Annotated in this window: 20 protein-coding genes; 10 read left to right on the plus strand and 10 right to left on the minus strand. The window is 70.8% G+C overall.

Translation table 11 applies throughout. The annotated features are described in order from the left end of the window. The first annotated feature begins 24 nt into the window (after positions 1-24). Positions 25-666 carry a DUF1345 domain-containing protein gene (locus tag ACZ3HQ_RS08160; RefSeq protein ID WP_467508875.1) on the plus strand — a complete coding sequence of 214 codons (642 nt, stop codon included), beginning with the start codon at positions 25-27 and terminating at the stop codon, positions 664-666. Here the strand turns inward: ACZ3HQ_RS08160 and ACZ3HQ_RS08165 are convergent, their stop codons facing one another. The 7 genes from ACZ3HQ_RS08165 to ACZ3HQ_RS08195 all read right to left on the minus strand — a co-directional run bounded on the left by ACZ3HQ_RS08165 (position 667) and on the right by ACZ3HQ_RS08195 (position 7,014). Further along, a complete protein-coding gene (locus ACZ3HQ_RS08165; RefSeq protein ID WP_467508876.1) occupies positions 667-1,110 on the minus strand; it encodes a molybdenum cofactor biosynthesis protein MoaE in 444 nt (147 codons plus the stop codon). Between the two features lie 57 nt (positions 1,111-1,167). Further along, on the minus strand, positions 1,168-1,443 hold the full coding sequence (locus tag ACZ3HQ_RS08170; protein ID WP_467508877.1) for a MoaD/ThiS family protein: 276 nt from the start codon (positions 1,441-1,443) through the stop codon (positions 1,168-1,170). A 48-nt stretch (positions 1,444-1,491) separates the two neighbouring features. Beyond that, on the minus strand, positions 1,492-2,703 hold the full coding sequence (locus tag ACZ3HQ_RS08175) for a molybdopterin molybdotransferase MoeA (RefSeq protein WP_467508878.1): 1,212 nt from the start codon (positions 2,701-2,703) through the stop codon (positions 1,492-1,494). Next, on the minus strand, positions 2,700-2,981 hold the full coding sequence (locus tag ACZ3HQ_RS08180) for a DUF6457 domain-containing protein (protein ID WP_467508879.1): 282 nt from the start codon (positions 2,979-2,981) through the stop codon (positions 2,700-2,702). Before ACZ3HQ_RS08180 ends, ACZ3HQ_RS08175 begins: the two co-directional genes overlap by 4 nt. A 33-nt stretch (positions 2,982-3,014) precedes the next feature. Then, the gene (moaA, locus tag ACZ3HQ_RS08185) at positions 3,015-4,037 is read right to left on the minus strand and encodes a GTP 3',8-cyclase MoaA (protein WP_467509065.1); all 1,023 of its coding nucleotides are present in this window, start codon (positions 4,035-4,037) and stop codon (positions 3,015-3,017) included. Between the two features lie 359 nt (positions 4,038-4,396). Beyond that, positions 4,397-5,425, minus strand: coding sequence for a cytochrome d ubiquinol oxidase subunit II (gene cydB / locus ACZ3HQ_RS08190; protein WP_467508880.1), 1,029 nt, complete (start codon positions 5,423-5,425; stop codon positions 4,397-4,399). Between the two features lie 23 nt (positions 5,426-5,448). Further along, entirely contained in the window at positions 5,449-7,014 is a 1,566-nt protein-coding gene (locus ACZ3HQ_RS08195; RefSeq protein WP_467508881.1) for a cytochrome ubiquinol oxidase subunit I, read from the minus strand. A gap of 313 nt (positions 7,015-7,327) precedes the next feature. Here ACZ3HQ_RS08195 and ACZ3HQ_RS08200 point away from each other — a divergent pair, with 313 nt between their 5' ends. From ACZ3HQ_RS08200 to fdhD, 3 genes are all read left to right on the plus strand, one after another. After that, a complete protein-coding gene (locus tag ACZ3HQ_RS08200) occupies positions 7,328-9,628 on the plus strand; it encodes an FdhF/YdeP family oxidoreductase (protein WP_467508882.1) in 2,301 nt (766 codons plus the stop codon). Positions 9,629-9,795: 167 nt separating this feature from the next. Beyond that, positions 9,796-10,974: an MFS transporter gene (locus ACZ3HQ_RS08205; protein WP_467508883.1), complete on the plus strand. Its 1,179-nt coding sequence runs from the start codon at positions 9,796-9,798 to the stop codon at positions 10,972-10,974. Positions 10,975-11,062: 88 nt separating this feature from the next. Further along, positions 11,063-11,899: a formate dehydrogenase accessory sulfurtransferase FdhD gene (fdhD, locus tag ACZ3HQ_RS08210; RefSeq protein WP_467508884.1), complete on the plus strand. Its 837-nt coding sequence runs from the start codon at positions 11,063-11,065 to the stop codon at positions 11,897-11,899. 45 nt (positions 11,900-11,944) lie between these two features. Here fdhD and ACZ3HQ_RS08215 read toward each other — a convergent pair whose 3' ends face one another. Further along, positions 11,945-12,880, minus strand: coding sequence for a LysR family transcriptional regulator (locus tag ACZ3HQ_RS08215; protein WP_467508885.1), 936 nt, complete (start codon positions 12,878-12,880; stop codon positions 11,945-11,947). Between the two features lie 314 nt (positions 12,881-13,194). Between ACZ3HQ_RS08215 and ACZ3HQ_RS08220 the strand changes: the two genes are divergently transcribed. The 4 genes from ACZ3HQ_RS08220 to ACZ3HQ_RS08235 all read left to right on the plus strand — a co-directional run bounded on the left by ACZ3HQ_RS08220 (position 13,195) and on the right by ACZ3HQ_RS08235 (position 20,133). Then, on the plus strand, positions 13,195-14,955 hold the full coding sequence (locus ACZ3HQ_RS08220) for an FUSC family protein (protein WP_467508886.1): 1,761 nt from the start codon (positions 13,195-13,197) through the stop codon (positions 14,953-14,955). A 190-nt stretch (positions 14,956-15,145) separates the two neighbouring features. Further along, positions 15,146-16,117 carry a Dyp-type peroxidase gene (locus ACZ3HQ_RS08225; RefSeq protein WP_467508887.1) on the plus strand — a complete coding sequence of 324 codons (972 nt, stop codon included), beginning with the start codon at positions 15,146-15,148 and terminating at the stop codon, positions 16,115-16,117. Between the two features lie 115 nt (positions 16,118-16,232). Beyond that, on the plus strand, positions 16,233-17,672 hold the full coding sequence (locus ACZ3HQ_RS08230) for a glutamate decarboxylase (protein WP_467508888.1): 1,440 nt from the start codon (positions 16,233-16,235) through the stop codon (positions 17,670-17,672). 163 nt (positions 17,673-17,835) lie between these two features. Next, positions 17,836-20,133 (plus strand): FdhF/YdeP family oxidoreductase, encoded by a 2,298-nt coding sequence (locus ACZ3HQ_RS08235; protein ID WP_467508889.1) that lies wholly within the window; start codon positions 17,836-17,838, stop codon positions 20,131-20,133. A gap of 75 nt (positions 20,134-20,208) precedes the next feature. Here the strand turns inward: ACZ3HQ_RS08235 and ACZ3HQ_RS08240 are convergent, their stop codons facing one another. Continuing rightward, complete coding sequence (locus tag ACZ3HQ_RS08240; RefSeq protein ID WP_467508890.1) at positions 20,209-20,652, minus strand: Hsp20/alpha crystallin family protein; 444 nt, start codon at positions 20,650-20,652, stop codon at positions 20,209-20,211. Positions 20,653-20,855: 203 nt separating this feature from the next. Here ACZ3HQ_RS08240 and ACZ3HQ_RS08245 point away from each other — a divergent pair, with 203 nt between their 5' ends. Continuing rightward, the gene (locus ACZ3HQ_RS08245) at positions 20,856-23,492 is read left to right on the plus strand and encodes an ATP-dependent Clp protease ATP-binding subunit (protein WP_467508891.1); all 2,637 of its coding nucleotides are present in this window, start codon (positions 20,856-20,858) and stop codon (positions 23,490-23,492) included. Between the two features lie 19 nt (positions 23,493-23,511). Beyond that, positions 23,512-23,802, plus strand: a complete 291-nt coding sequence (locus ACZ3HQ_RS08250; RefSeq protein WP_467508892.1) for a hypothetical protein — start codon at positions 23,512-23,514, stop codon at positions 23,800-23,802. Positions 23,803-23,871: 69 nt separating this feature from the next. Here ACZ3HQ_RS08250 and ACZ3HQ_RS08255 read toward each other — a convergent pair whose 3' ends face one another. After that, a complete protein-coding gene (locus ACZ3HQ_RS08255; RefSeq protein ID WP_467508893.1) occupies positions 23,872-24,348 on the minus strand; it encodes a GreA/GreB family elongation factor in 477 nt (158 codons plus the stop codon). Between the last annotated feature and the right edge of the window lie 36 nt (positions 24,349-24,384).

The raw sequence follows: 24,384 nt of genomic DNA on the forward strand, positions 1-24,384 counted from the left end.
CGGACACGGCTAGGGTATGGCCGTATGAGCATGTGGCTGCCGTTGTCCGCGGTTCCCAGGCTCGGCGGCTGCCTCGCCGTCGGAGCGATCGTCGGCCTTGCTGTCGGCCTGACCGGCAATCCGGCGCCGCTGGCCATCCTGTCCGGCATCGCCGCCGTCGGCACCGTCTTCGTGGTCACCGGCTGGATCGTGCTGTGGCCCATGGACGCCGAGACCACCCGTGCCGACGCCCGCCGCGAGGACTTCCGGCCCGCCGTGGACGAACTGGTGGTGGTCGGCGTCTCGCTGTGCGGGCTCGGCGGCATCGTGCTGATGCTGGTCGCCCACCGCTCCGGCGCCGACACCGGGGCCGCCGCGGCCATCGCGCTGCTCGGCGTCCTGATGGCCTGGGCCGCGCTGCACCTGATGTACACGGCCCGCTACGCCTACCTGTACTACGGCCCGGCGCAGGGCGGCATCGACTTCAACTCCGATACGAAGCCCGCCTATCCGGACTTCTTCTACTTCAGCTACAACCTCGGCATGACCTACCAGGTCTCCGACACCAGCGTCTCCCACCCGCTGATCCGGGCGGTGGTGCTGCGGCACTGTCTGCTGTCGTACCTGTTCGGCATCAGCGTGCTGGCCACCACCATCAACCTGGTCGCGGGCGTCGTCACCGGCTGATCAGCAGGCGCCGACCCATTCCGTGGCGCCGTCCGTGAAGATCTGCCGCTTCCAGACCGGCACCTCGTGCTTGAGGGTGTCGATCAGCTTCCGGCACGCCGTGAACGCCTCGGCCCGGTGCGGGCAGGAGACCGCGGTGATCACCGCGACGTCCCCGATCGCCAGCAGACCCGTACGGTGCACGGCGGCCAGCGCGCGCACCGGGAACTCGGCCGCGATCTCCTCGGCCACCCGGCGCAGCTCGGCCTCGGCGGAGGGGTGCGCGCTGTACTCGAGGGACGACACTGACTTGCCGCCGTCGTGGTCGCGGACCGTGCCGACGAACAGCGCGGTGCCGCCCGCCGCGTCGTCACCGACCGCGCCGTACACCTCGTCGAGGGAGAGCGGGGTGTCGCGCAGGCCGAGCAGGCGGATGGGGGAGGGGAGCAGGGTGGGGAGCGACATGGCGTGATCCGGTTTCCGGGAGCGGGGGAACGTGAGGGTGGGCGGACGCGGGGCCGGTCAGCCGCCGGCGAAGGGCGGGAGCACCTCGACCGTGGCACCGTCCCGCAGGGTGACCGAGTGGTGGTCGCGGACGCCGACCGGGTCGCCGTCCACCAGGAAGGAGCAGACCTCCAGCACCTGCGCGAAGCGCGGCTCGTCCGCGTGGCGGGAGCGGGCCTGCTCCAGGGCCTGGGCGAGGGTTCCCGCCCGGTAGGACTCCTCCGCCGTGCCGGCCGCGCCCTTGGCCGCGGCCCAGTAGCGGATGGTGCCCGTGGATGCCGTCTTCGTCTCCATGTCCTTCGCCTTCTCGGGTGGGTCGTTTCTGAGGTGGTCGGGGGTGGGTCAGCCGGTGGGCAGCGGCAGCAGCTCCACCGCGTCCCCGGTCCCGGCGCCGCCGGGCGGGACCACGGCCAGCGCGTCGGCCAGGGCCAGCCCCCGCAGCATCGCCGGGCCGTCGTACGGCAGCGGCGCCACACCGGTGCCCGCCGTGCGCACCGGCAACAGCCGGGTGTCGCGGGGGTGGCCGGGGAGCGCCTCGGCCGTCACGGCGCTGCGCGGCTCCGGGTCGGTGTGGCCGCCGAGGGCGCGCAGCAGGGGCGCGGCCAGGGTGGCCGTACCGGCCACGGCGGCCAGCGGGTTGCCCGGCAGTCCCACCAGGTGGCGGGCGCGGCCGTCCGCCGTGGCGGGCAGCCCGGCCAGCAGCATCGGGTGGCCCGGCCGTACCGAGACGGAGTCGACCACCAGCGGGGCGTGGATCAGCCGCAGCGTCTCGTGCAGGAAGTCCACGGGCCCGGCCGCCGTGCTGCCGGTGGTGATCACGACGTCGGCGGGGGAGTGGGACACCGCCTCCCGCAGCTCCTCCAGCCGGTCCGCCACCCGGTGCCGGCCGATCACCTCGGCGCCCAGACCGCGCAGCCAGGACGGCAGCAGCGGGCCGAGCGCGTCGCGGACCCGGCCGCCGCGCGGCACCCCGGCGTCCAGCAGCTCGTCGCCCAGGACGAACAGCTCCACGCTGGGCCGCCGGTGCACCACCAGCCGGTCGTAGCCGCTCGCCGCCGCCAGGCCCAGTACGGACGGGGTGACAGTGGTCCCGGCCCCGAGCAGCGGCTCGCCGCTCGCGCACTCCTGCCCGCGCGGGCGCACGTCGTGGCCCTCGGGCAGCGGGCCGGGGGCGGTGGCGGCGAGGTGGAGCAGGCTCGTGGACCGCTCCACCTCGCCGTGCTCGCGGCGCAGCACGGCGCTCGCCCCCGGCGGCAGCGGCGCGCCGGTGGCGATCGGCACGGCGGTGCCGGCCGCGAGCGGTTCCGGCCGCTGACCGGCGAGCACGCCCCGCTCCCCCAACTGCCAGGGGCCCGGCCCGGACACGGCCCAGCCGTCCATGGCGGAGGTGGCGAACGGCGGCAGATCGGTCAGCGCCGTCAGCGGCCCGGCCAGGGCATGGCCGAGCGCGTCCTCAAGGGCGCGCGGCACACCGGGCAGCGCGCGCCCGGCGGCGGCCCGCGCCAGAGAGCGGGCCCGCTGCCAGGACGGGTGGTGCGCCGGGAGGACGGTCACAGCGCCGCCGCGCCGTTCTCATGCTCGGCGGCCCACTGCTCGGCCAGCTCGGTCACCTTGCGGTTCGCCTCCGACACCGCACCGGCGCCGCCGGCCTGGAGCCCGGCCGCGTAGCCGACCAGGAAGGAGGTGAGCGGGGCGGCCGGGCGGGCCACCTCGTGCGCGACCACCTTCGTCATGTCCAGCAGTCCGGCGATGTCGACATCGAGGTCGATGCCCAGCTCGGCCTTGGCCGCCGCGATCCATTCGTGCATCCGGTTCACTTCGTCGGTCCTCACTCGTGGTGTCGGTACGGGGTGTCGGTACGGTTCTCAGCCGCCGATGGCCGACATGGGCCGGTCGGGACGGCGGAAGTCTTCGCTGTTGATGGCGTGGCCGGGGCCCTTGACGGCGATGCAGGAGCGCCAGGCGGCCTCCAGCGCGTCGTCGTCGGCGCCCGCGCGGAGCAGGGCGCGCAGGTCGGACTCCTTGGTGGCGAACAGGCAGTTGCGCAACTGCCCGTCGGCGGTGAGCCGTACCCGGTCGCAGTTGCCGCAGAACGGCCGGGTGACGCTGGCGATGACACCCACGTACGAGTCCGTGCCGTCGATCCGCCACTCCTCGGCCGGGGCGTTGTCCTCGCGGGGTACGGGGGTGAGGGTGAAGCGCTCGCCGATCCGGTCCAGGATCTCGGCGGCGGTGACCATCTTCTCCCGCTCCCAGGCGCCCTGGGCGTCCAGCGGCATCGACTCGATGAACCGCATCCGGTAGCCGTTCTCCACGGCGAACGCGGTCAGGTCCGCGATCTCGTCGTCGTTCACCCCGCGCACCGGCACCGCGTTCACCTTGACCGGGTCCAGTCCGGCGGCGCGGGCCGCCCGCAGCCCCTCCAGCACGTCGGAGAGCCGGTCGCGCCGGGTGATGGCGGCGAACCGCTCCGGGCGCAGGGTGTCGAGGCTGACGTTGACCCGGCCGAGCCCGGCCTCGCGCAGCGCGACGGCGGTACGGGCGAGCCCGATGCCGTTGGTCGTGATGGACAGCTCGGGCGCCACTGGAAGCGCGGACAGCCGGGCGATCAGACCGGGCAGGCCCCGGCGCACCAGGGGCTCACCGCCGGTCAGCCGGACCTCGGTGATGCCGAGCCGCCCGGTGGCGATGCCGACCAGGCGGACGATCTCGTCGTCGCTGAGCAGCTCGTCCTTGGGCAGCCAGGCCAGGCCCTCGGCGGGCATGCAGTAGGTGCAGCGCAGATTGCAGCGGTCGGTCAGGGACAGGCGCAGGTCGGTGTGGACGCGGCCGAAGCGGTCCACGAGCGGCTCCGGGGCGGGACGCCGACGCGTACCGGTGACGGCGATGTCGCTGTGCTGGTCGGTGAGCGGTCGGGACACGGGCCTGCCTTCTTCCTGTGCTGCCGGTCGGCGGTCGTACGGTGTGCGGTCTCCCCGCACCGCGAGGCGGTGGCGTGCTCCGGACGGGCGTGCGGTGCGTACCGGCCGCCCGGCGCCGGGGACGCCGCCCGGCTCCACCAGGCGGAGCCGCGGCGAGACGCGTCCGCGACGCCGGCGCGGCCGGGACCCACTGCGATGATCATCACGGTCGGCGGCCCGGCCCCCGGACATCGCCACGCCGTCGGCCGCCGCCCCCCGGCCCGCGCGCTCGGCGCGGGCACGGGTCAGGCGGCGCAGGGCGCGGCATGTCATGGCGCGTCGGGTGTTCACGGCGCTACGCGGTGGACCGGCGCGTGGACGGTGACCGGGATGTGCTGCACACCGATCCGCTTGCGGAACACCCAGTAGGTCCAGCCCTGGTAGAGCAGCACCAGCGGGGTGGCGAACCCGGCGACCCAGGTGATGATCCCCAGCGTGTACGAGCCGGCGGCCGCGTTGGTCGCGGTCAGGCTCCAGGCCGCGTTCAGGCTGGACGGCATCACCTGCGGGAACAGGGCGAGGAAGAGCATCGCGGTGGACGCCACCACGCTCAGCCCGGAGGCGATGAACGCCCGTCCCTCGCGGGCGCCGAAGTTGAAGCCCAGCGACACCAGCACCGCGAGCACGGCGACGGCCTCCGCGATCAGGCTCCGTATGTTGCCGGTGTCGAGCTGGGTCCAGGTCAGGAATGCCAGCAGGAGCAGGACGGTGAGCACACCGGCGTTCTGGGCCAGGTGACGCGCCCGGCGCCGGATGCTGCCGACCGTCTTCAGCGAGGCGAACACCGCGCCGTGGAAGGTGAAGAGCACGGTGGTGGTCACGCCGCCCAGCAGCGCGTAGGGCTGGACCAGTTCGGCGAGGCCGCCGTGGTACTCGTGGTCGGCGCCGATCGGCAGGCCGTGGACCATCGCGGCGAACAGCACGCCCCACAGGAAGGCCAGCACCAGCGAGGTGACGAAGACGATCGCCTCCCAGTTGCGCTTCCAGCGCTCGCCGTCGCGCTTGTGCCGGTACTCGAAGGCCACACCGCGCAGGATCAGACAGAGCAGGATGACGAACATCGGCAGGTAGAAGCCGCTGAACATCGTGGCGTACCAGTCGGGGAAGGCGGCGAAGGTGGCGCCGGCCGCGGTGACCAGCCAGACCTCGTTGCCGTCCCAGACGGGGCCGATGGTGTTGAGCAGGACGCGGCGCTCGGTCTCCCCGCGGGCCAGCACCCGGGTCAGGATGCCCACGCCGAAGTCGAAGCCCTCCAGGAAGAAGTAGCCGACCCACAGCAGGGCTATGACGAAGAACCAGAGGTCATGGAGATGCACGGTTCCGGACTCTCTCTAACTGATCAGTAGGCGAAGGCGAGCGGCTTGTCGGCGTCCCTCGGGGAGCCTTCGAGCGTGGAGTCGCCGCCGAGCTTGATGTCCCTCAGCGGTGGCCGCTCGGAGGTGACCGGTCCGCCGCCCGCGTACTTCACCAGCAGCTTGAGTTCGACCACGGCGAGCGCGATGTACAGCAGGCTGAAGCCGATCAGCGTGATGAGCTGCTCGGTCAGCGAGACGTTCGGGGAGACCGCGTCCACGGTGCGCAGCAGACCGGTGACGGCCCAGGGCTGACGGCCCATCGCGGTGAAGATCCAGCCGAAGGAGTTGGCGATCACCGGGAAGGCCAGGGTGAGGATGCCGGCCCGCCAGGCCAAGCCGCTGGCCATCGCGCCCAGTTCGCGGTTCTTGGTGAGCATCAGCCGGGGCACGTCGAAGGAGCCGGTGCGGTGCTCGGGGGCGACCCAGAACTTCCGCCGCGTCAGCCAGAGTCCGGCCGCGCCGAGGGTGAAGGAGGTCATGCCGAACAGGATCATCGCCCGGAAACCCCAGTACGTCATGGGGACGTTCGGGATGTACTCGGCCGGTGAGCCGCCGTACGCGGCCGCCTCCGCCTTGGCGGTGTCGTTGATGCCGGGGACCGCGGAGTGGAAGTCCTTGTGCGCCAGGAAGGAGAGCAGGCCGGGGACCTGGATGTCGACACTGTTGCGCTGGTGGGCGACGTCCGGGACGGAGAAGGCGGAGAAGGGGGCCGGTGCCTCCTTGTCCCACAGCGCCTCGGCGGCGGCCATCTTCATCGGCTGCTGCTCGAACATCACCTCGCCGAGCTTGTCACCGCTGATCGCGGTGCCCAGACCGAAGACGACGGCCAGCACCAGGCCGAGCCGCAGCGACGTGCGCATGGCCGCGACCTGCTTGAGGTCGGTGGGCCGGCCCCTGCGCTGGAGCCGGGCGGCACGCCACAGGTGGATGGCGGAGATGCCCATCACGAAGGCGGCGCCGGTGAGGAAGGCGGCCGTCAGGGTGTGGGCGACCACCACCAGGTTGAGCTTCTGGAAGAGCACCGCGCCGATGTCGGTCAGATGCGCCTTGCCGTGCGCCTTGTCCAGGCTGTAGCCGACCGGGTTCTGCATGAAGGAGTTGGCGGCGAGGATGAAGTACGTCGACAGGATCGTGCCGATCGAGACCATCCAGATGCACGCGCAGTGGATCTTCTTGGGCAGCTTGTCCCAGCCGAAGATCCACAGGCCGATGAAGGTCGACTCGAAGAAGAAGGCCAGCAGGGCCTCCATGGCGAGCGGTGCGCCGAAGACGTCGCCCACGAAGCGGGAGTAGGCGGACCAGTTCATGCCGAACTGGAACTCCTGCACCAGCCCGGTGACGACACCCATGGCGATGTTGATCAGGAAGAGCTTGCCCCAGAACTTGGTGGCATGGAAGTACTTCGTCTTCCCCGTGCGGACGTACGCCGTCTCCAGGCCCGCCGTGATCGCCACCAGGCTGATGGTGAGGGGCACGAACAGGTAGTGGTAGACGGTGGTCATCCCGAACTGCCATCGCGCGATGGTGTCCGGGGCCAGTGCCAAGTACACGGCAGGTCTCCTGAATGTGAATTCTTGCTCGGTGTTCGTCGGCCAGCGTCCGTCAATTTCCTGACCGAGTCAAAGAGGGGCGGTCGATCGGGTAATAGGCGGTAGTTATCCTCGCCTCGACGGGGGCCGCGTCGCCCTCATCATGCCTGGTCAACGCCGTACGGGGAAATGTGCGATGCTTCGGACGGCGAGCGGAACCGAAAGATAAGCGGTACCTATCGCGTGATCGACACGGCCTCTTTGACTTTCCTTCGCGGAATCAAAGAAAATGCCGTTCGGCGGGATTCGTATTCACGAAAGAGGCAGACACACCATGAGCAGCAGCATCGAGGACCCGATCGACGAACTGACGGTCACGCCTCCCAAGACGTGGGCGACGGGTGTCCCGGCCGTGACGCACGCGCTGGAGTACTCGCTCAGCCAGACGTCCCCGCGGCGCACCATGCTCACGCTGCTGAACATCAACCAGGTCGACGGCATCGACTGCCCCGGCTGCGCCTGGCCCGAGGACAAGAAGCGGCACTTCAACGAGTACTGCGAGAACGGCGCCAAGCACATCAACGACGAGGCCACCTCGCGCCGCGTCACCCGTGACTTCTTCCAGCAGTACTCGATCGCCGAGCTGGACTCGAAGTCCGACTACTGGCTCAACCAGCAGGGCCGGCTCACCGAGCCCATGGTGAAGTGGCCCGGCGCCACCCACTACGAGCCCATCACCTGGGAGAAGGCGTTCGAGGTCCTGGCGAAGGAGCTGAAGCAGCTCACCTCGCCCGACGAGGCGATGTTCTACGTCTCGGGCCGCCTGAACAACGAGGCCGCCTTCCTCCTCCAGCTCTTCTCCCGGGCGTTCGGTACCAACAACCTCCCCGACTGCTCCAACATGTGCCACGAGTCCACCGGCTGGGGTCTCGGCGCCGCACTCGGCATCGGCAAGGGCAGCGTCTCGCTGGACGACATCCACCACTCCGACCTGATCTTCCTGGTCGGCCAGAACCCCGGCACCAACCACCCGCGCATGCTCGCCGCGCTGGAGGAGACCAAGCGCAACGGCGGCGAGGTCGTCGCGGTCAACACCCTCCCCGAGGCCGGCCTGATGCGGTTCAAGCACCCGCAGAAGGCGCGCGGTGTCCTCGGCAACGGCACCCAGATCGCCGACCAGTTCGCGCACATCCGCGCCGGCGGCGACATGGCCCTCTTCCAGGGCCTCAACAAGCTGCTGCTCGACGCCGAGGACGCCGCGCCCGGCACCGTGCTGGACCACGCCTGGATCAAGAAGAACTCCCGCGGTTTCGAGGAGTTCGCCGAGAACGTCCGCAAGATCTCCTGGGACGACATCCTCCTCGCCACGGGCATGACCCTGGACGAGATCAAGGAGATCCACGAGCGGGTCATGAAGAGCAAGAGCGCCATCGTCTGCTGGGCGATGGGCGTGACCCAGCAGAAGCACGGTGTCGCCACCATCCGCGAGATCGTCAACTTCCTGATGCTGCGCGGCAACATCGGCAAGCCCGGCGCCGGCGTCTGCCCCGTCCGCGGCCACTCCAACGTGCAGGGCGACCGCACCATGGGCGTCTGGGAGCAGATGTCCGACGAGTTCCTGGACGCGCTCGGCCGCGAGTTCGGCTTCGAGCCGCCCCGCCACCACGGCTACGACGCCGTGCAGGGCATCCGCGCGATGCACGAGGGCAAGGCCAAGTTCTTCCTCGGCGTGGCCGGCAACTTCGTCCGCGCCACCCCGGACAGCGAGTACACCGAGCAGGCCATGCGCAACTGCTCGCTGACCGCGCACATCTCGACCAAGCTGAACCGCTCCCACACCGTCTGCGGTGACACCGCGCTGCTGCTGCCCACCCTGGGCCGCAGCGACCGGGACATGCAGAACGGCGTCGAGCAGTGGATCACCGTCGAGGACTCGATGAGCGACGTCCACCGCTCGCACGGCAAGCTGCCCCCGGCCTCCAAGCACCTGCTCAGCGAGGTCGCCATCATCAGCCGCCTGGCGATCGCCACCCTGGGCGACAAGTACGGCATCCCCTGGAAGAGCTTCGAGGCCGACAACGACAAGATCCGTGACCGGATCTCCCGCGTCGTGCCCGGCTTCGAGAACTTCAACGCGCGCATCCGGCAGCCCGGAGGCTTCAACCTCCCGAGCCCGGTCAACAGCGACACGTTCCCGACCCCGAGCGGCAAGGCCGAGTTCTGGGCCAGCCGGTTCGAGATGCCGCACGTGCCCGCCGGCCACCTGCTGCTCCAGACGCTGCGCTCGCACGACCAGTGGAACACCATCTGGTACGCGCCCAACGACCGCTACCGGGGCATCCACAACGCCCGCCGCGTCGTCATGGTCAACCCGGCCGACCTGGAGCAGTTCGGCTTCCGGGACGGCGACATGGTCGACCTGGTCAGCGTGTGGACCGACAAGGAGCGCCGCGCGGAGTCCTTCAAGGTCGTCGCCTACCCGACGAGCCCCGGCTCCGCCGCCGCGTACTACCCGGAGACCAACGTCCTCGTCCCGCTGGACAGCGTCGCCGACATCAGCAACTGCCCGACCTCCAAGGGCGTGCTGATCCGGCTGGAGCCGTCCCGCATCCCGGCCCCCGGCCTCGCCGGCTGATCCGGCCCCCGGCTCCCCTCCCGACGGTCCGGGAGGGGATGTGTACCGCGGATGGCCCGGTACCCGCTTCCCCGGCGGGACCGGGCCATCCGTGGATGCCACCCGCACCCCGCGCCACCCTGTTGCCCAATCGCGTGACACACGCGTACAGAAAGGCACTTCACGGCATGCCCGCTTCCCGCACCGCGCACGGCTGGCTCCCGGCGGCCGGCGCGGTGTTCGCCGCAGGTTGGGGCGCGAACCAGTTCACCCCGCTCTCCTCGGTCTACCGCACACGCGAGCACTGGCCCTCCCTCCAGGTCGCCCTGATGTTCACGACCTACCTGGCCGGTTTCCTGCCCGCGCTGCTCACCGGCGCCCTCGCGGCGGGCCGGGTCGGGCGCCGCCGCGTCGTACGTCCCGCGCTGCTGCTCTCCGCCGCCGCCAGCGCGCTGCTCGCGGCCGCGGCCTTCGCCCGCCCGGCCGTCTACGCCAGCCGGCTCGCCACCGGCGTCGCGGCCGGACTGCTGCTCTCGGTGGGCAGCGCCTGGCTGCGCGAACTGTCCGCCGGCGCCGGACCCGCCCGCGCCGCCCGCCGGGTCACCTGGGCCACCGGCTCCGGCTTCGCCGCCGGCGCCCTCACCGCGGGCGTGCTCGCCCAGTGGTTCCCGCACCCCCTGATGCTGCCCTGCCTCCTGCACTGCCTGCTCGCCCTCACCGTCCTCCTCGCGCTGCGCCGCACACCGGAGACCGCGCCACCGCCCGTACGGGACGACCCCGAGGGGCCCTGGCCGGCCGCCGTCACCCACCCCCGCTTCGTCCGCGTGGTGCTCCCGGCGGGGCCGGCCGTCTTCGCCGCCTCCACCGTCGCCTACGTGGTGCTGCCCCCGCTGGTGGCCGAACGGACCTCCGGCTACGCACCCCTGTTCAGCGGACTGGTCACCGCCCTGACGCTGCTCACCGGGCTCGCCGTACAGCCGCTCGCCGAGCGCATCGACCACGCCCACAGCGCCCGCGCCACCCTCACCGCCATGGTGACCGTCATCTGCGGCCTGCTGCTCAGCGCCCTCGCCGTCCAGCACGGCTCCATGGGCCTGGTGCTGCTCGCCGCCGTCCTCCTGGGCGCGGGATACGGACTCACCCTCGCCTCCGGACTGCGCGAGATCGAACGGCTGACCAGGGCGCGCGCCAGTCCGTCCGCCCTCTCCCTGTACCACGGTGTCACCTACAGTGGATTTCTCACACCACTGCTGCTCGCCGTGACCGCAGGAGCCGCCCCCTACCCCGCCCTGCTGGCGGGTCTGGCCGCCATCGGCCTACTGTGCCTGATGATCACCGCGTGGCACAGCCGCCGGCATCTTCCCTGACACCCCGCCGACCCCACCCGACCGGCAGACACTGGCTCCAGCGGCGACGACAACCCCCGGCCCGGAGCCCGAGGAGAGGAACAAGACCATGGGACGAGTGACCGTGCGGCGTCGCGTGCTCCGCATCCGCGACGGCGCGTCCTCGCACCGCCCGGACACCCTGGCCGCGGAGGAGCCGATGGAGATCCGCGTCGGCGGCCGCCCCCTGACGGTGACCATGCGCACCCCAGGCGACGACTTCGACCTCGCCGCCGGATTCCTGGTCAGCGAGGGCGTCGCCCACGCCGAGACCGACGTGGCCGGCATCCGCTACTGCCTGGGCGCCACCGACGACGGCAGCAACACCTACAACGTGGTCGACGTCGTTCTCGGCCCCGGTGTCGAGGCCCCCGACGCCTCCCTGGAGCGCAACTTCTACACCACGTCCTCCTGCGGCCTGTGCGGCAAGGCCAGCCTGGACGCGGTACGCACGGTCGCCGCGTGGTCGGTCGCCGAGGACGATCTGCGCATGAGCCCGGAGATGCTGGCCACCCTGCCCGAGAAGCTGCGCGCCGCGCAGAAGGTGTTCGACAGCACCGGCGGACTGCACGCGGCCGGGCTCTTCTCCTCCGACGGTGAACTGCTGTGCCTGCGCGAGGACGTGGGCCGCCACAACGCCGTCGACAAGGTCGTCGGACACGCCCTGCGCTCCGGGATGCTCCCGCTGCGCGGCTGCGTCCTGATGGTCAGCGGGCGTGCCTCGTTCGAGCTGGTGCAGAAGGCGGTCATGGCCGGCATCCCGATGCTGGCGGCCGTCTCCGCGCCGTCGTCGCTCGCCGCCGACCTCGCCGCCGAGAGCGGGGTGACCCTGGTCGGCTTCCTGCGGGGCGACTCGATGAACGTCTACACCGGCGCCGAGCGCCTGGAACCGCAGCCCGTCGCCTGAGCCGTCCCGTTGGCCGCGCCCGAAACGGCGCGGCCACGGCCGGCGCTACGCGACCGGCAGCGCGGGGCCGCCGGGCAGCCGCTCCAGGGCGGCGGCCACGTCCGTATCCGTGGCGACCTCGGTCAGCGCGCGGGCCATCACCGACCCCGGCTGCTGGGACGTCGTCACCAGGCCCACCGGTACCGTCCAGTCCGGCTCCACCAGCGGCACCGCCCGCATGCCGTGCGGCACACCGAACACGTGCAGCCAGGCGTGCGGGACGACGCTCGCCCACCGGCCGGTCCTGACGTGCGCGAACAACGCGGCGACGGAGTCGGTCTCCACCCGGGGCGTCGGCTTCGCCCCGGCCTTGGCGAACACGTCGTCCAGCACCCGCCGGCCCTGCATCGACTCGTTCAGCAGGCACAGCGGGAGCCGGGCGGCCTCCGCCCAGGTCGCCGTCGACCGATGCGCCAGACCGTCGGCCGCGGTGATCAGCAGCACATAACGTTCTTCATAGAGCGGAATGGCGTGGAAATGCCCCGAAAGTTCTTCCGGGAGATACGTGATTCCGGCGTCGATCTCGAAATTCTGGAGCTGCCGGAGAATGTCCTCCGACTGGAGATCCGCTATCACTTCCACGGTGACCAGCGGATGCTCCGTGCAGAACGGACCGGTCAGCAGCGAGACGGCCGCGGACGCGGTCGGCACCGACCCGATCCGCATCCGGCCGCTGAGCCCGCAGCGCAGGGCGCCGACCTCGTCCCGCAGCGCGTCACGGTCCGCGAGAATCCGCTGCGCCCACACGACGATGCGCTCGCCCTCCGGGGTGAGCCCCTCGTACTTGCGGCCGCGGCGGACCAACGGCACGTCAAGCTCGTCCTCCAGCTTCCGGATCGCCTCGGAGAGCGCGGGCTGGGAGACGGAGCACGCCTGGGCGGCGCGGGCGAAATGGTGCTCCCTCGAGAGAGCGACGAGGTATTCGAGTTGGCGAAACAGCACGTCATGGGTGTACCCGACCGCTGACCGAAAAGCCAATCGGCGCAGCGGCCCGGCCGGCCCCGGCCCGCCCCGCCGACGGCCTCCGGGCCGCGCGGAGTGGGCTTGTGGGCCGCTCGCGCCGCATGCGGACCGTATGCGAATTCACACCGTGCCGGACTTCCCTTCGGTAATGTTCCGGCAATTCACCGAGCGTAATGCGCGAGGGCACTCGGCCCTCCTCGATTTGCTAGAGTTAGTGATCTATGAAGCGCGGTAACACCTCTCAGCTCATCGCTGGACTGGCCCGTGTTCTCTCGCCACGTGGCTCATTCGCCATGGCCAAGGTCAGCGGGGCGCTCCCTTTCGCGCTGCGGGCCGCGCTCACCATGGCGCTGCCCACCCTGCCGCTGGTGCTGCTCGGTCACCCGAACCTCGCCGTCTTCCCGGCCCTGGGCGCCTTCACCATCACCTTCGAGCGCAGCCTCCCGCTGCGCCGCCGCAGCCGGCTGTGGGTGCTCGCGCTGGTCGCCGCGGCGATGACGGCCGCCGCCGGGCTCGGCTCGCTGCTCGCCGTGTGGGTGGGCCCCTCCGGCCCCTGGAACCAGGGGCTGGCCGCCGTGGTGGGCATGGCCGCGGTCGCCGGACTCGCCAAGTTCGGCTGTGACTACGCCGGGCTGCGTGGCCTGGGGGCCGTACTGATCCTGGTCGCCTTCGCCATCACCGCCGAGGGCACGCCCGCCCTCACCGACGTACTGCCGCACACCGCGCTCACCGCGCTCGGCGCGGCCATCGCCTGGCTGGTGTGCCTGCCCAACTCCCTCCAGCCGCAGCGGCTCCAGCGGCTCGCGCTCGCCGACGCCCTGGAGTGCTTCGCCCGCGCCCTGGAGGCCGCCGGGCCGATCGAGACGTCCAAGGCCCGCCACCAGGCCATCGTCGCCGCCCTGCGCGCCTACCACGCGCTCAACGACCCAGACGACAGCGACGGCGTCCTCGGCCTCACCCGCCGTACCCCCGGACGCCCCGCCACCACCGGCTACTCCGCCGACTACGTGTGGGCCCTGCTGACCACCGACACCTGGCGCGACGCCGAGGGCGACACCGTCGCCCGGCACCTGCGCGAACAGGCCCGGATGCTCGCCGACCGCCGCTGGCACACCCTGCTGCCCCTGCCCGAGGAACTGCTGCAGCCGCACACGGACGACAACGCGCCCGGACGCCCCGCCACCGTCGTCCCCGCCCCGCCCGAAACCCGGCCGCCGACGCCCCGCACCCCGCCCGCGCACCCCGGCGGCAGACCGGCCGGGCCGCGCGGACGGCGCCGCCGCCGGGCCGCCGCCCTGCTGCCGACCGCCGTACGGACCTTCGTCGGCACCGCCGCCGCGGGCGGCATCGCCCTCTTCCTCGGCGTCGGCCACAGCTACTGGGCCGCGATCTCCGCCGCCGCCGTGCTGCACTCCATCAACGTGTGGAGCACCATGCAGCGGGCCGTGCAGCGCACCCTCGGCACCGCCATCGGACTGCTCCTGACCAGCGCCGTCCTCGTCCTGCACCCCGGCCCGGTGGCGATCGTCTGCCTGATCATCGTCTTCGAGTTCTTCCTGGAGTACGTCGTCGCCCGCAACTACGGCCTGGGCGTCGTCTTCCTCACCCCGCTCGCCCTGCTGCTGAGCGAACTCTCCTCGCCCGTCTCCGCCTCCCGGCTGCTGCACGACCGCGTGATCGGCAGCGGCATCGGCATCAGCGTGGGCCTGGTCTGCGCCCTGCTCCTGGTGCACGGCCGGGCCGCCGTCCGCATGCGGGAGGCGCTGCACCTGTGCACGGTCGTCTCCGACCAGGCCGAGCACGCCCTGCACAGCACGGCCGCCCGGCGCCGGGTGGCCCAGGTGCAGTTGGCCGCGTCCGCCGTGGAGCTGTACGAGGCGAAGGAGGCCGCGAGCGGCGAACTGCGTCCCACCGGCGTCGACCCCGCCGCCGTCGCCGCCGCCGAGCACCGCGCGTACGACCTGCTGGGCCGGCTCAGCCGCGCCGTGCTCGCCGACGACCGGGCCAGACGCGGCCGGGGGCGCAGACGCCCCGGAGCGGCCCGTCCCACCTGAGCCGCAAAGGCTCAGCTTTACTTCCCCAAACCCCTCTGCGCGGCGCCCGCGCAATGTGCGGCGCGGCGAATTCGCGGGATGCGGCGCGGCCGAAGTGAACAGGCCGCGCCGTCGGCGCGAATCCGCGCGACAAGCCGCCCGGAGCGTCTATGTTCGTCTCGCGTGCACGCTGATCAGAAAGCAGGTTTCCATGACCGAGACACAGCCTGTCGTCGTTCCTCCGGCCAGGGCGGCGGTGTTCCTCGTGGTCACCATCGACGAGGGCGGCGAGGACACCGTACGAGGCTTGCTTCAGGACGTGCAGTCGCTGCGCCGCTCCACCGGATACCGCGATCCCGACGCCCAGTTGAGCTGCGTCGTCGGCATAGGCTCCGCGGCCTGGGACCGGCTCTTCACCGGGCCGCGCCCCGCCGGCCTGCACCCCTTCGTCGAGCTGGAGGGCGAGCGCCACAAGGCTCCGGCCACCCCGGGCGACATTCTCTTCCATGTGCGCGGGCGCCGCATGGACATCGTGTTCGAGCTGGCCCGGCAGTTCGCCCAGCGGCTCAAGGGCGCCGCCACGGTCGTGGACGAGGTGCACGGCTTCAAGTTCTTCGACGACCGCGATCTGCTCGGCTTCGTGGACGGCAGCGCCAACCCCGAGGGGGAGCGCGCCGCCGACTCGGTGTACGTCGGCGACGAGGACCCGGACTTCCAGGGCGGCAGCTACGTCATCGTGCAGAAGTACCTGCACGACATGGACGCCTGGCACGCCCTGTCGACGGAGGAGCAGGAGCGCGCCATCGGCCGGTCCAAGCTCGCCAACATCGAGTTCCCGGACGACGTGAAGGCCCCCGACTCCCACGTCATGCTGAACACCATCGAGGGCAAGGACGGCCGCGAACTGAAGATCGTCCGCGAGAACATGCCGTTCGGCACGATCGGCGACGACGAGTACGGCACCTACTTCATCGGCTACGCCCGTACGCCCGACGTCACCGAGCAGATGCTCCGGAACATGTTCCTCGGCCGGCGGCCCGGACAGCACGACCAGATCCTCGACTACTCGCGGGCCGTCACCGGTTGCCTCTTCCACGTGCCGACCGTCACCTTCCTGGACGCGCTCCCGGACGCTCCGGAGAAGAAGGCGGCCGAGCGGGACATAGCCCTCAACGCCTCATAGCCTCGACCTCGCCTGAACGGACGGCACCGGCCCTCTCTCAGGGCCGGTGCCGTCCGTTTTCCCGGCCTGCCCCAACCCCCTGCCAGCGGACGCTGATCGGACCCAGGAAGCACTCATGTCGCCTCTCTCGCACGGCACTTCCCAGCAGCAGCCCGACGAATCCTCTCTCGCCGTCAACCCGTTCTCCGGGCAGGCGAACCCGGTCAGCGGAATGACCGAGGACCCGCCCAAGCACCGCCTGGCGGAACGGCCGCTGGCCCCCGACACCGCCTACCAGGTCGTCCACGACGAGCTGATGCTCGACGGCAACGCCCGGCTCAACCTCGCCACCTTCGTCACCACCTGGATGGAACCGCAGGCCGGGCGGCTGATGGGGGAGTCCCGCGACAAGAACATCATCGACAAGGACGAGTACCCGCGCACCGCCGAGCTGGAGCGCCGCTGTGTGGCCATGCTCGCCGACCTGTGGAACGCGCCCGACCCCGCGCGGGTCGTGGGCTGCTCGACCACCGGCTCCAGCGAGGCGTGCATGCTCGCCGGGCTCGCCATGAAGCGCCGCTGGACCCAGCGCAACGCCGACCGCTATCCCGGCAGTGCCCGCCCCAACCTGGTCATCGGCATCAACGCCCAGGTCTGCTGGGAGAAGTTCTGCAACTACTGGGAGGTCGAGGCCCGCCAACTCCCCATGGAGGGCGACCGGTACCACCTCGACCCGCACGAAGCCGTCGAGCTGTGCGACGAGAACACCATCGGCGTCGTCGGCATCCTCGGCTCCACCTTCGACGGCTCCTACGAGCCCATCGCCCAGCTCTGCGCCGCCCTCGACGCCTACCAGGAGCGCACCGGCATCGACATCCCGGTCCACGTCGACGGCGCCTCCGGCGCGATGATCGCCCCGTTCCTGGACCCCGACCTCGAATGGGACTTCCGGCTCCCGCGCGTGGCCTCCATCAACACCTCCGGCCACAAGTACGGGCTGGTCTACCCCGGCGTCGGCTGGGCCCTGTGGCGGGACAAGGAGGCGCTGCCCGAGGACCTGATCTTCCGGGTCAACTACCTCGGCGGCGACATGCCGACCTTCGCCCTCAACTTCTCCCGCCCCGGCTCCCAGGTCATCGCGCAGTACTACACCTTCCTGCGCCTGGGCCGCGAAGGCTTCCGCGCGGTCCAGCAGGCCACCCGTGACGTCGCCATGTCGCTGGCCCGAAAGGTGGCGGAGATGGGGGACTTCAAACTGCTCACGCGCGGCGACCAGTTGCCGGTGTTCGCCTTCACCACCGCCGACCACGTCACGTCCTACAACGTCTTCGACGTCTCCCGCCGGATGCGGGAGACCGGCTGGCTGGTGCCCGCGTACACCTTCCCGCCCAAGCGGCAGGACCTCGCCGTGATGCGGGTGGTGTGCCGCAACGGCTTCACCCGCGACCTCGCCGACCTGTTCGCCCAGGACCTCGCCCGGCTGCTGCCCGAACTGCGCGACCAGCCGCACCCGATGGTCCCGGACCACCAGGCCGGGACCGGGTTCCACCACTCGGAGAGCCGCGCGGAACGGTAACCGTCAAAAAGCTGCTCCGTACAGGCATTTGACCGTCGCCCCACGCCGCCGCGCGCCGTGGGGCGACGCCGTTCCTGGTCACCGGCGTGCCGAAGTGACCTAGGCTGGGCCCCACTCGCGTCAAGTGCACGCAGCGAGTCGGCCTGGAGCACAGGGAGTTGTGATGAGCCAAGACACGTCGGGACGGCCCACCGAAGACGCCGAGAAGCGGGCCCCGGAGTTCCAGCCCTACCACCACCCGGCGGCCGGCTGGGGAGCGGCCAAGAGCGTCACGCGCTTCCTCATACGCGAGCGCGAACTGCTCGAAGGCCCGAAAGCCATCCAGAAGATGAACCACGAGGGCAAGGGCTTCGACTGCCCCGGCTGCGCCTGGCCGGACGACCTCAAGGGCCTCAGGCTCGACATCTGCGAGAACGGCATCAAGCACGTCACGTGGGAGATGACCCACAAGCGCGTCGGCCCCGCCTTCTTCGCCGCCCACACCGTCAGCGAACTCGCCACCTGGAGCGACGCCGCGCTGGAGGACCAGGGCCGCCTCACCCACCCCATGCGGTACGACGCGGAGACCGACACCTACGTCCCCATCTCCTGGCAGGACGCCTTCGAGCTGGTCGGCAGCACCCTGCGCGGGCTCGACAGCCCCGACCAGGCGTCGTACTACACCTCGGGCCGGCTCGGCAACGAGGCGACCTTCCTGTACCAGTTGATGGCACGCGAGCTGGGCACCAACAACCTGCCCGACTGCTCCAACATGTGCCACGAGGCCAGCGGCCGGGCCATGCAGGCCGCGCTCGGCACCGGCAAGGGCACCGTCGACCTGGAGGACTGGGAGAAGACCGACGCCCTGTTCATCATCGGCGTCAACGCCGCCTCCAACGCCCCCCGCATGCTCACCTCGCTCGCCGAGGCGTACAAGCGCGGCGCGAAGATCGTGCACATCAACCCGCTGGTGGAGGCCGCCGCCACCCGCACGATCATCCCGCACGACTTCGTGGACATGGCGCTCAACCGCGCCACCCCCACCAGCTCGCTCAACCTCCAGCCGCGCATCGGCGGCGACATGGCCCTGCTGCGCGGCATGGCCAAGGCGATCTTCGCCGAGTCGGAGACCAACCCCAAGGCGCTGGACCAGGAGTTCATCGACCGGCACACCTCGGGCTTCGCCGAGTACCGCGCCGTCGTGGAGGCCACGCCCTGGGAGGAGCTGGAACTCCAGTCCGGGCTCAGCCGCGCCGAGATCGAGTCCGCCGCCCGCATCTACTGCGACGCCGACCGCGCCATCTTCAGTTGGTGCCTGGGCGTCACCCAGCACGAGCACGGCGTCGACACCGTCCGCGAGATCATCAACGTCCTGCTGCTGCGCGGCAACCTGGGCCGAGAGGGCGCCGGCCCGTCGCCGGTGCGCGGGCACAGCAACGTCCAGGGCAACCGCACCTGCGGCATCGACCACCGGCCGTCCAAGGAGTTCCTGGACCGGCTGGCGGAGGTCTGCCAGATCGACCCGCCCCGCGAGCACGGCCTGGACACCGTCAACACCATCGAGGCCATGCACACCGGCGATGTGAAGGTGTTCGTCGGCATGGGCGGCAACTTCGCCCTCGCCGCGCCGGACAGCGTCTACACCTTCGACGCGCTGCGCAAGTGCGAGCTGACCGTGCAGGTCAGCACCAAGCTCAACCGCAGCCACCTGGTGCACGGCAAGCAGGCGCTCATCCTGCCCTGCCTCGGCCGCACCGAGAAGGACAAGCAGGCAGGCGGCGAGCAGGGCACCTCCGTCGAGGACTCGATGTCGATGGTCCACCTCTCCGTCGGCATGAAGCGCCCCGCCTCCGAGCACCTGCTCTCCGAGCCCGCGATCATCGCCGGGATGGCACGGGCCGCACTGCCCGACAGCGCCACCCCCTGGGAGTGGTACGTCGAGGACTACGACCGCATCCGCGACACCATGGCCAAGGCGCTGGAGGGCTTCGAGGACTTCAACCGCCGGGTCCGGCTGCCGCTCGGTTTCCGCATCAAGCAGCCCGCCCGCGAACTCGTCTTCCGCACCCCCTCGGAGCGCGCCGAGTTCTCCAGCGCGGGACTGACCGACGTCATCCCCGAGACGGGCATGCTCAAGCTCGGCACGATGCGCTCCCACGACCAGTGGAACACCACGATCTACTCGGACGACGACCGCTACCGAGGGGTCAAGAACCTGCGCACGCTGATCTTCATGAACCAGGAGGACATGGCCGAGCGCGGGCTGAAGCTCTTCGACGAGGTCGACATCACCAGCATCGCCAAGGACGGCAGCAAGCGCAGCGTCCACGGCTACAAGGCGATCCCATACGACATCCCGCGGGGCTGCGCTGCCGGGTACATGCCGGAGATGAACGTGCTCTGCGCCATCGGCGACTACAGCACGCAGAGCGACCAGCCGCTGATGAAGAACGTCAACGTCGTGGTGACGCCCGTCGCTTAGCAGCCACGCCCGGAATGCACACCGAAAGCGGCCGGCCCTTTTCGCGGGGCCGGCCGCTTTCGGGTGTACGGCGCCTCAGGAACCGATCTCGATCGAGCGCCGGGTGGCCGCCTGGGATTTCGGCAGCCGGACCGTCAGTACGCCGTCGGAGAGATCGGCCTGTACGCCCTCGACATCGACGTCACCGGGTACCCGTACCCCGTAGGAAAAACTGCCGTCCCTGCGGCGCAGCGCGTTTCCGCCGGTGTTCTCGTCGAGCGCACCGTGAATATGCAGTTCGCGGCCGTCGACCTCGATGTTCACGCTCTCGCGGGGAATGCCCGGCAATTCGGCGCGGATGAGATAGGCGTCGCCCGCGTCCTCCTCCTCCACCAGCGGCATCCAGTGCCGGGCCGGCTCGGCCGGCTGCGCGGACTGCTCCACCAGGCGGCTGACCTCGCCCCACAACTGCTGGAGTTCCACCACGGGATCGTGGCCGGCCCACCAGGCCGACCTCGCAACGCCCGCACGTTCGCTCATGCCCGGACTCCTCTTCTCCTCGTGTGCCTCATATCGCGTGCATATAAGGAGTGTGCACAACACCGGCGTGAGCGGCAGCAAGGCTCCGGCAAACGGGTGGGGAAAGCCCGCAAAACCCTTGCGGGAGCTTGCTTCCTCGGGTTGCGAGGCCCTGGACATCGCGGTTCAGTGAAAACCTGATCCGTCGCGCACCAGGAGCTGCCATGTCGATGTCGTTCGGTTCACCGTTCGGTTCCTCCGACCCTTTCAGCGACCTGCTGAACCGGTTCTTCGGCATGTCACCGGCGTCATCGCCCCCTGCTGTGCAGCGAGTTCCCATCGGACGGCTGCTGACCGAGTCCTCGCAGGAACTGCTCAACCTGGCCGCGCAGAAGGCCGAGGAGGACGGCACCTCCGACCTCGACACCCAGCACCTGCTGTGGGCCGCGACCAAGGTCGAGCCCAGCCGCCGCATCCTCGCGCAGGCCGGGGTCGACCCCGACAAGCTCGCCCAGACGATCAGTGAGGTGCTGCCCGGCGAGTCCGGCACCCCCTCCGCCGAGCCGGGCCTCACCCCGGCCGCCAAGCGCACCCTCGCCGACGCCTTCGCCCAGTCCCAGGCGGCCGGCAACTCCTACATCGGCCCGGAGCACATCCTCGCCGCGCTGCTGGACGACGCCGAATCCGGCGCCGGACGCCTGCTGTCCGCCGAGGGCGTCGACGGCAAGAAGCTGGCCTCCCGCACCGAGCAGGCCGCCCGGCAGGACCAGGGCCGCGCCGGGGGAGGGCCGACCAGCACGCTGGACGAGTTCGGCCGCGACCTCACCGAGGAGGCCAAGCAGGGCAAGCTCGACCCGGTGGTCGGACGTGCCGACGAGATCGAGCAGACGGTGGAGATCCTCTCCCGCCGCTCGAAGAACAACCCGGTCCTCATCGGCGAGCCCGGCGTCGGCAAGACCGCCATCGTGGAGGGCCTCGCCCAGCGCATCGTCATCGGGGACGTCCCCGAGACCCTGAAGGACAAGCGGGTCGTGGCCCTGGACATGTCCGGCCTGGTGGCCGGCGCCCAGTACCGCGGGCAGTTCGAGGAGCGGCTGAAGAAGGTCATCGAGGACGTCCAGGCGTCCGAGGGCGAGATCATCCTCTTCATCGACGAGCTGCACACCGTCGTCGGCGCTGGCGCCACCGGCGAGGGCTCGATGGACGCGGGCAACATCCTCAAGCCCGCCCTCGCCCGCGGCGAGCTGCACGTGGTCGGCGCGACCACCATCGACGAGTACCGCAAGTACGTCGAGAAGGACGCCGCCCTGGAGCGCCGCTTCCAGCCCGTCATGGTGCCGGAGCCGAGCGTCGCGGAGACCGTGCTGATCCTCGAAGGGCTGCGCGACGCCTACGAGGCCCACCACCAGGTCCGCTTCGAGAACTCCGCGCTGGAAGCCTGCGCCGGGCTCTCCGACCGGTACATCACCGACCGCTTCCTCCCCGACAAGGCCATCGACCTGATGGACCAGGCCGGTGCCCGGGTCCGGCTGCGCAGCGCGGCCCGCTCCACCGAGGTCGTCGCCCGCGAGGACAAGATCGCCAAGCTCCGGCGGGAGCTGGACGAGGCCGTCGCCGGCCAGGACTACGAGAAGGCGAACGACCTCAAGGGCAAGATCGCCGAGGTCGAGGCCGAACTCGCCGGGATCGAGGAGCGCCGCGAGGGCGTCGTCACCGTCACCCCGAACGACATCGCCGACATCGTCTCCCGCCGTACCGGCATCCCCGTCTCGCAGCTCACCGCCAGCGAGAAGGACCGGCTGCTCAGGCTGGAGGAGGAGATGCACGCCCGCATCGTCGGGCAGAACGAGGCCGTCACCGCCGTCTCCCAGGCGGTGCGCCGCAACCGCGCGGGCATGGGCGACCCCAACCGCCCGGTGGGCTCCTTCCTCTTCCTCGGCCCCACGGGCGTCGGCAAGACCGAACTCGCCAAGGCCCTCGCCGAGCTGCTGTTCGGCGACGAGGACCGCATGATCCGCTTCGACATGAGCGAGTTCCAGGAGAAGCACACCGTCTCCCGCCTGGTCGGCGCGCCCCCCGGATACGTCGGCTACGAGGAGGCCGGACAGCTCACCGAGAAGGTCCGCCGCCAGCCGTACAGCGTGATCCTCTTCGACGAGATCGAGAAGGCGCACCCGGATGTCTTCAGCACGCTGCTCCAGATCCTGGACGACGGCCGGCTGACCGACGGCCAAGGCCGCACCGTCGACTTCCGGCACACCGTCATCATCATGACGTCGAACATCGGCGCCCATCTGATCCTGGCGCACCAGGGCGACGTGTCCGAGATCAAGGACGAGCTGCTGGAGGAGCTGCGCGGACGGTTCCTCCCGGAGTTCCTCAACCGGATCGACGACATCATCATCTTCCACAGCCTCACCGAGGACGACCTCTCCGAGATCGTGGACCACCTGCTGGACCAGACTCGGCGCCGGGTGAAGGCGCAGGGGATGCACCTGGAGGTCACCGAGGCGGCGAAGAAGCTGCTGATCGCCCACGGCCACCAGCCCGAGTTCGGCGCGCGGCCGCTGCGCCGCACGATCCAGTCCGAGCTGGACAACCGCATCGCCGAGCTGCTGCTCAGCGGCCAGGCCGAGCCCGGAGACACGATCGTCGCCGACGTGAAGGACGACTCGCTGCACGTCACCGTGCGCGGCTCGGGCGACACGAAGTCCGAGAAGGGCGACGAGTCCGCGGGGAAGGGGAAGAAGGCGGCGGCCAAGAAGACCGCGTCCGGCGGCAAGAAGAAGGCCGAGTCCAAGGACGCCGGTACCGAGGACGCCGACGCCGGCACCGAGGACGCCGACGCGAAGAAGGACTGACGGCGGCAAGGAGAAGCCCATGGCGCACCACCACAAGTCCAACAAGAAGGTCGAGGGCGACCCCGACCGCGGGCACGGCCGCGGCATGCCCCGCCGCCCGGACGAGACCGAACTCCAGGAACGCACCCAGGAGGACCGGCGCGACGTCGGCCTGCCGGTCCGGGAGCAGGAGAGCCCCGAACGGAGCTACGAGCAGGAGCGCGCCGAGATCGACCGTCAGGTGGACCGGGGCGAGGTGGAGACGGGTGACCTGACGCGCCGGCAGCGCGAGCAGGAGGAACCCTTCCCGCCGTCCCACTACGACGGCTGACCCCGCCGACGGCAGGAGCCCGGTCGGGCCGGACACGATGTCCGGCCCGACCGGGCTCCCGTGTTGTGCTCAGCCCTTGTCGCCGGGCGTGCCCAGGGAGACGACGACCGCGGTGGCCTCGCCGTCCGGGGCGTCGTAACTGACGGAGTCGCCGGGTGCGCGGCCGAGGAGCGCGCGGCCCAGCGGGCTGTCGGAGGTGACCAGCTTCGGGTCGCGGGCATCGGCGATCTCGCCGATGTGCAGCGTGTCCGTGGTGCCGTCCGCGAACCGGACGGTCACCGTCGTGCCCACGCCGACCTTGTCGGTGGGCACCGGGCCCGCGATGTCGGCCTGGCGCAGCCGGTCCTCGACCCGGCCGATGCGCTCGTCGAGCCGGTTGAGCTGGTCGGCCCGCTGGATCTCGTCGGCCTGGTCGGCACGGTCGCCGACCTCGTCGGAGTCCTTCAGCGTGGCGGCGACCGTCTTGCGCTCCTCATGCAGATCGGACAGTTCCTGCTCGAGCGCCTTGCGGGCGTCGGCGCTGATCGGCTCGGGGTCCCCGGTCATTCCTGCTCCAGTGCTACAGACGAAAGTGCTGGACAG

This window comes from Streptomyces sp. NPDC018263 (assembly GCF_055562575.1).

Excerpts from the sequence above, each read along its gene's own strand:
- ACZ3HQ_RS08160 (WP_467508875.1), top strand. The coding sequence starts at position 25 with ATGAGCATGTGGCTGCCGTTGTCCGCGGTTCCCAGGCTCGGCGGCTGC.
- ACZ3HQ_RS08165 (WP_467508876.1), bottom strand. The coding sequence starts at position 1,110 with ATGTCGCTCCCCACCCTGCTCCCCTCCCCCATCCGCCTGCTCGGCCTG.
- ACZ3HQ_RS08170 (WP_467508877.1), bottom strand. The coding sequence starts at position 1,443 with ATGGAGACGAAGACGGCATCCACGGGCACCATCCGCTACTGGGCCGCG.
- ACZ3HQ_RS08200 (WP_467508882.1), top strand. The coding sequence starts at position 7,328 with ATGAGCAGCAGCATCGAGGACCCGATCGACGAACTGACGGTCACGCCT.
- ACZ3HQ_RS08205 (WP_467508883.1), top strand. The coding sequence starts at position 9,796 with ATGCCCGCTTCCCGCACCGCGCACGGCTGGCTCCCGGCGGCCGGCGCG.
- fdhD (WP_467508884.1), top strand. The coding sequence starts at position 11,063 with ATGGGACGAGTGACCGTGCGGCGTCGCGTGCTCCGCATCCGCGACGGC.
- ACZ3HQ_RS08220 (WP_467508886.1), top strand. The coding sequence starts at position 13,195 with ATGGCCAAGGTCAGCGGGGCGCTCCCTTTCGCGCTGCGGGCCGCGCTC.
- ACZ3HQ_RS08225 (WP_467508887.1), top strand. The coding sequence starts at position 15,146 with ATGACCGAGACACAGCCTGTCGTCGTTCCTCCGGCCAGGGCGGCGGTG.
- ACZ3HQ_RS08230 (WP_467508888.1), top strand. The coding sequence starts at position 16,233 with ATGTCGCCTCTCTCGCACGGCACTTCCCAGCAGCAGCCCGACGAATCC.
- ACZ3HQ_RS08235 (WP_467508889.1), top strand. The coding sequence starts at position 17,836 with ATGAGCCAAGACACGTCGGGACGGCCCACCGAAGACGCCGAGAAGCGG.
- ACZ3HQ_RS08240 (WP_467508890.1), bottom strand. The coding sequence starts at position 20,652 with ATGAGCGAACGTGCGGGCGTTGCGAGGTCGGCCTGGTGGGCCGGCCAC.
- ACZ3HQ_RS08245 (WP_467508891.1), top strand. The coding sequence starts at position 20,856 with ATGTCGATGTCGTTCGGTTCACCGTTCGGTTCCTCCGACCCTTTCAGC.
- ACZ3HQ_RS08250 (WP_467508892.1), top strand. The coding sequence starts at position 23,512 with ATGGCGCACCACCACAAGTCCAACAAGAAGGTCGAGGGCGACCCCGAC.
- ACZ3HQ_RS08255 (WP_467508893.1), bottom strand. The coding sequence starts at position 24,348 with ATGACCGGGGACCCCGAGCCGATCAGCGCCGACGCCCGCAAGGCGCTC.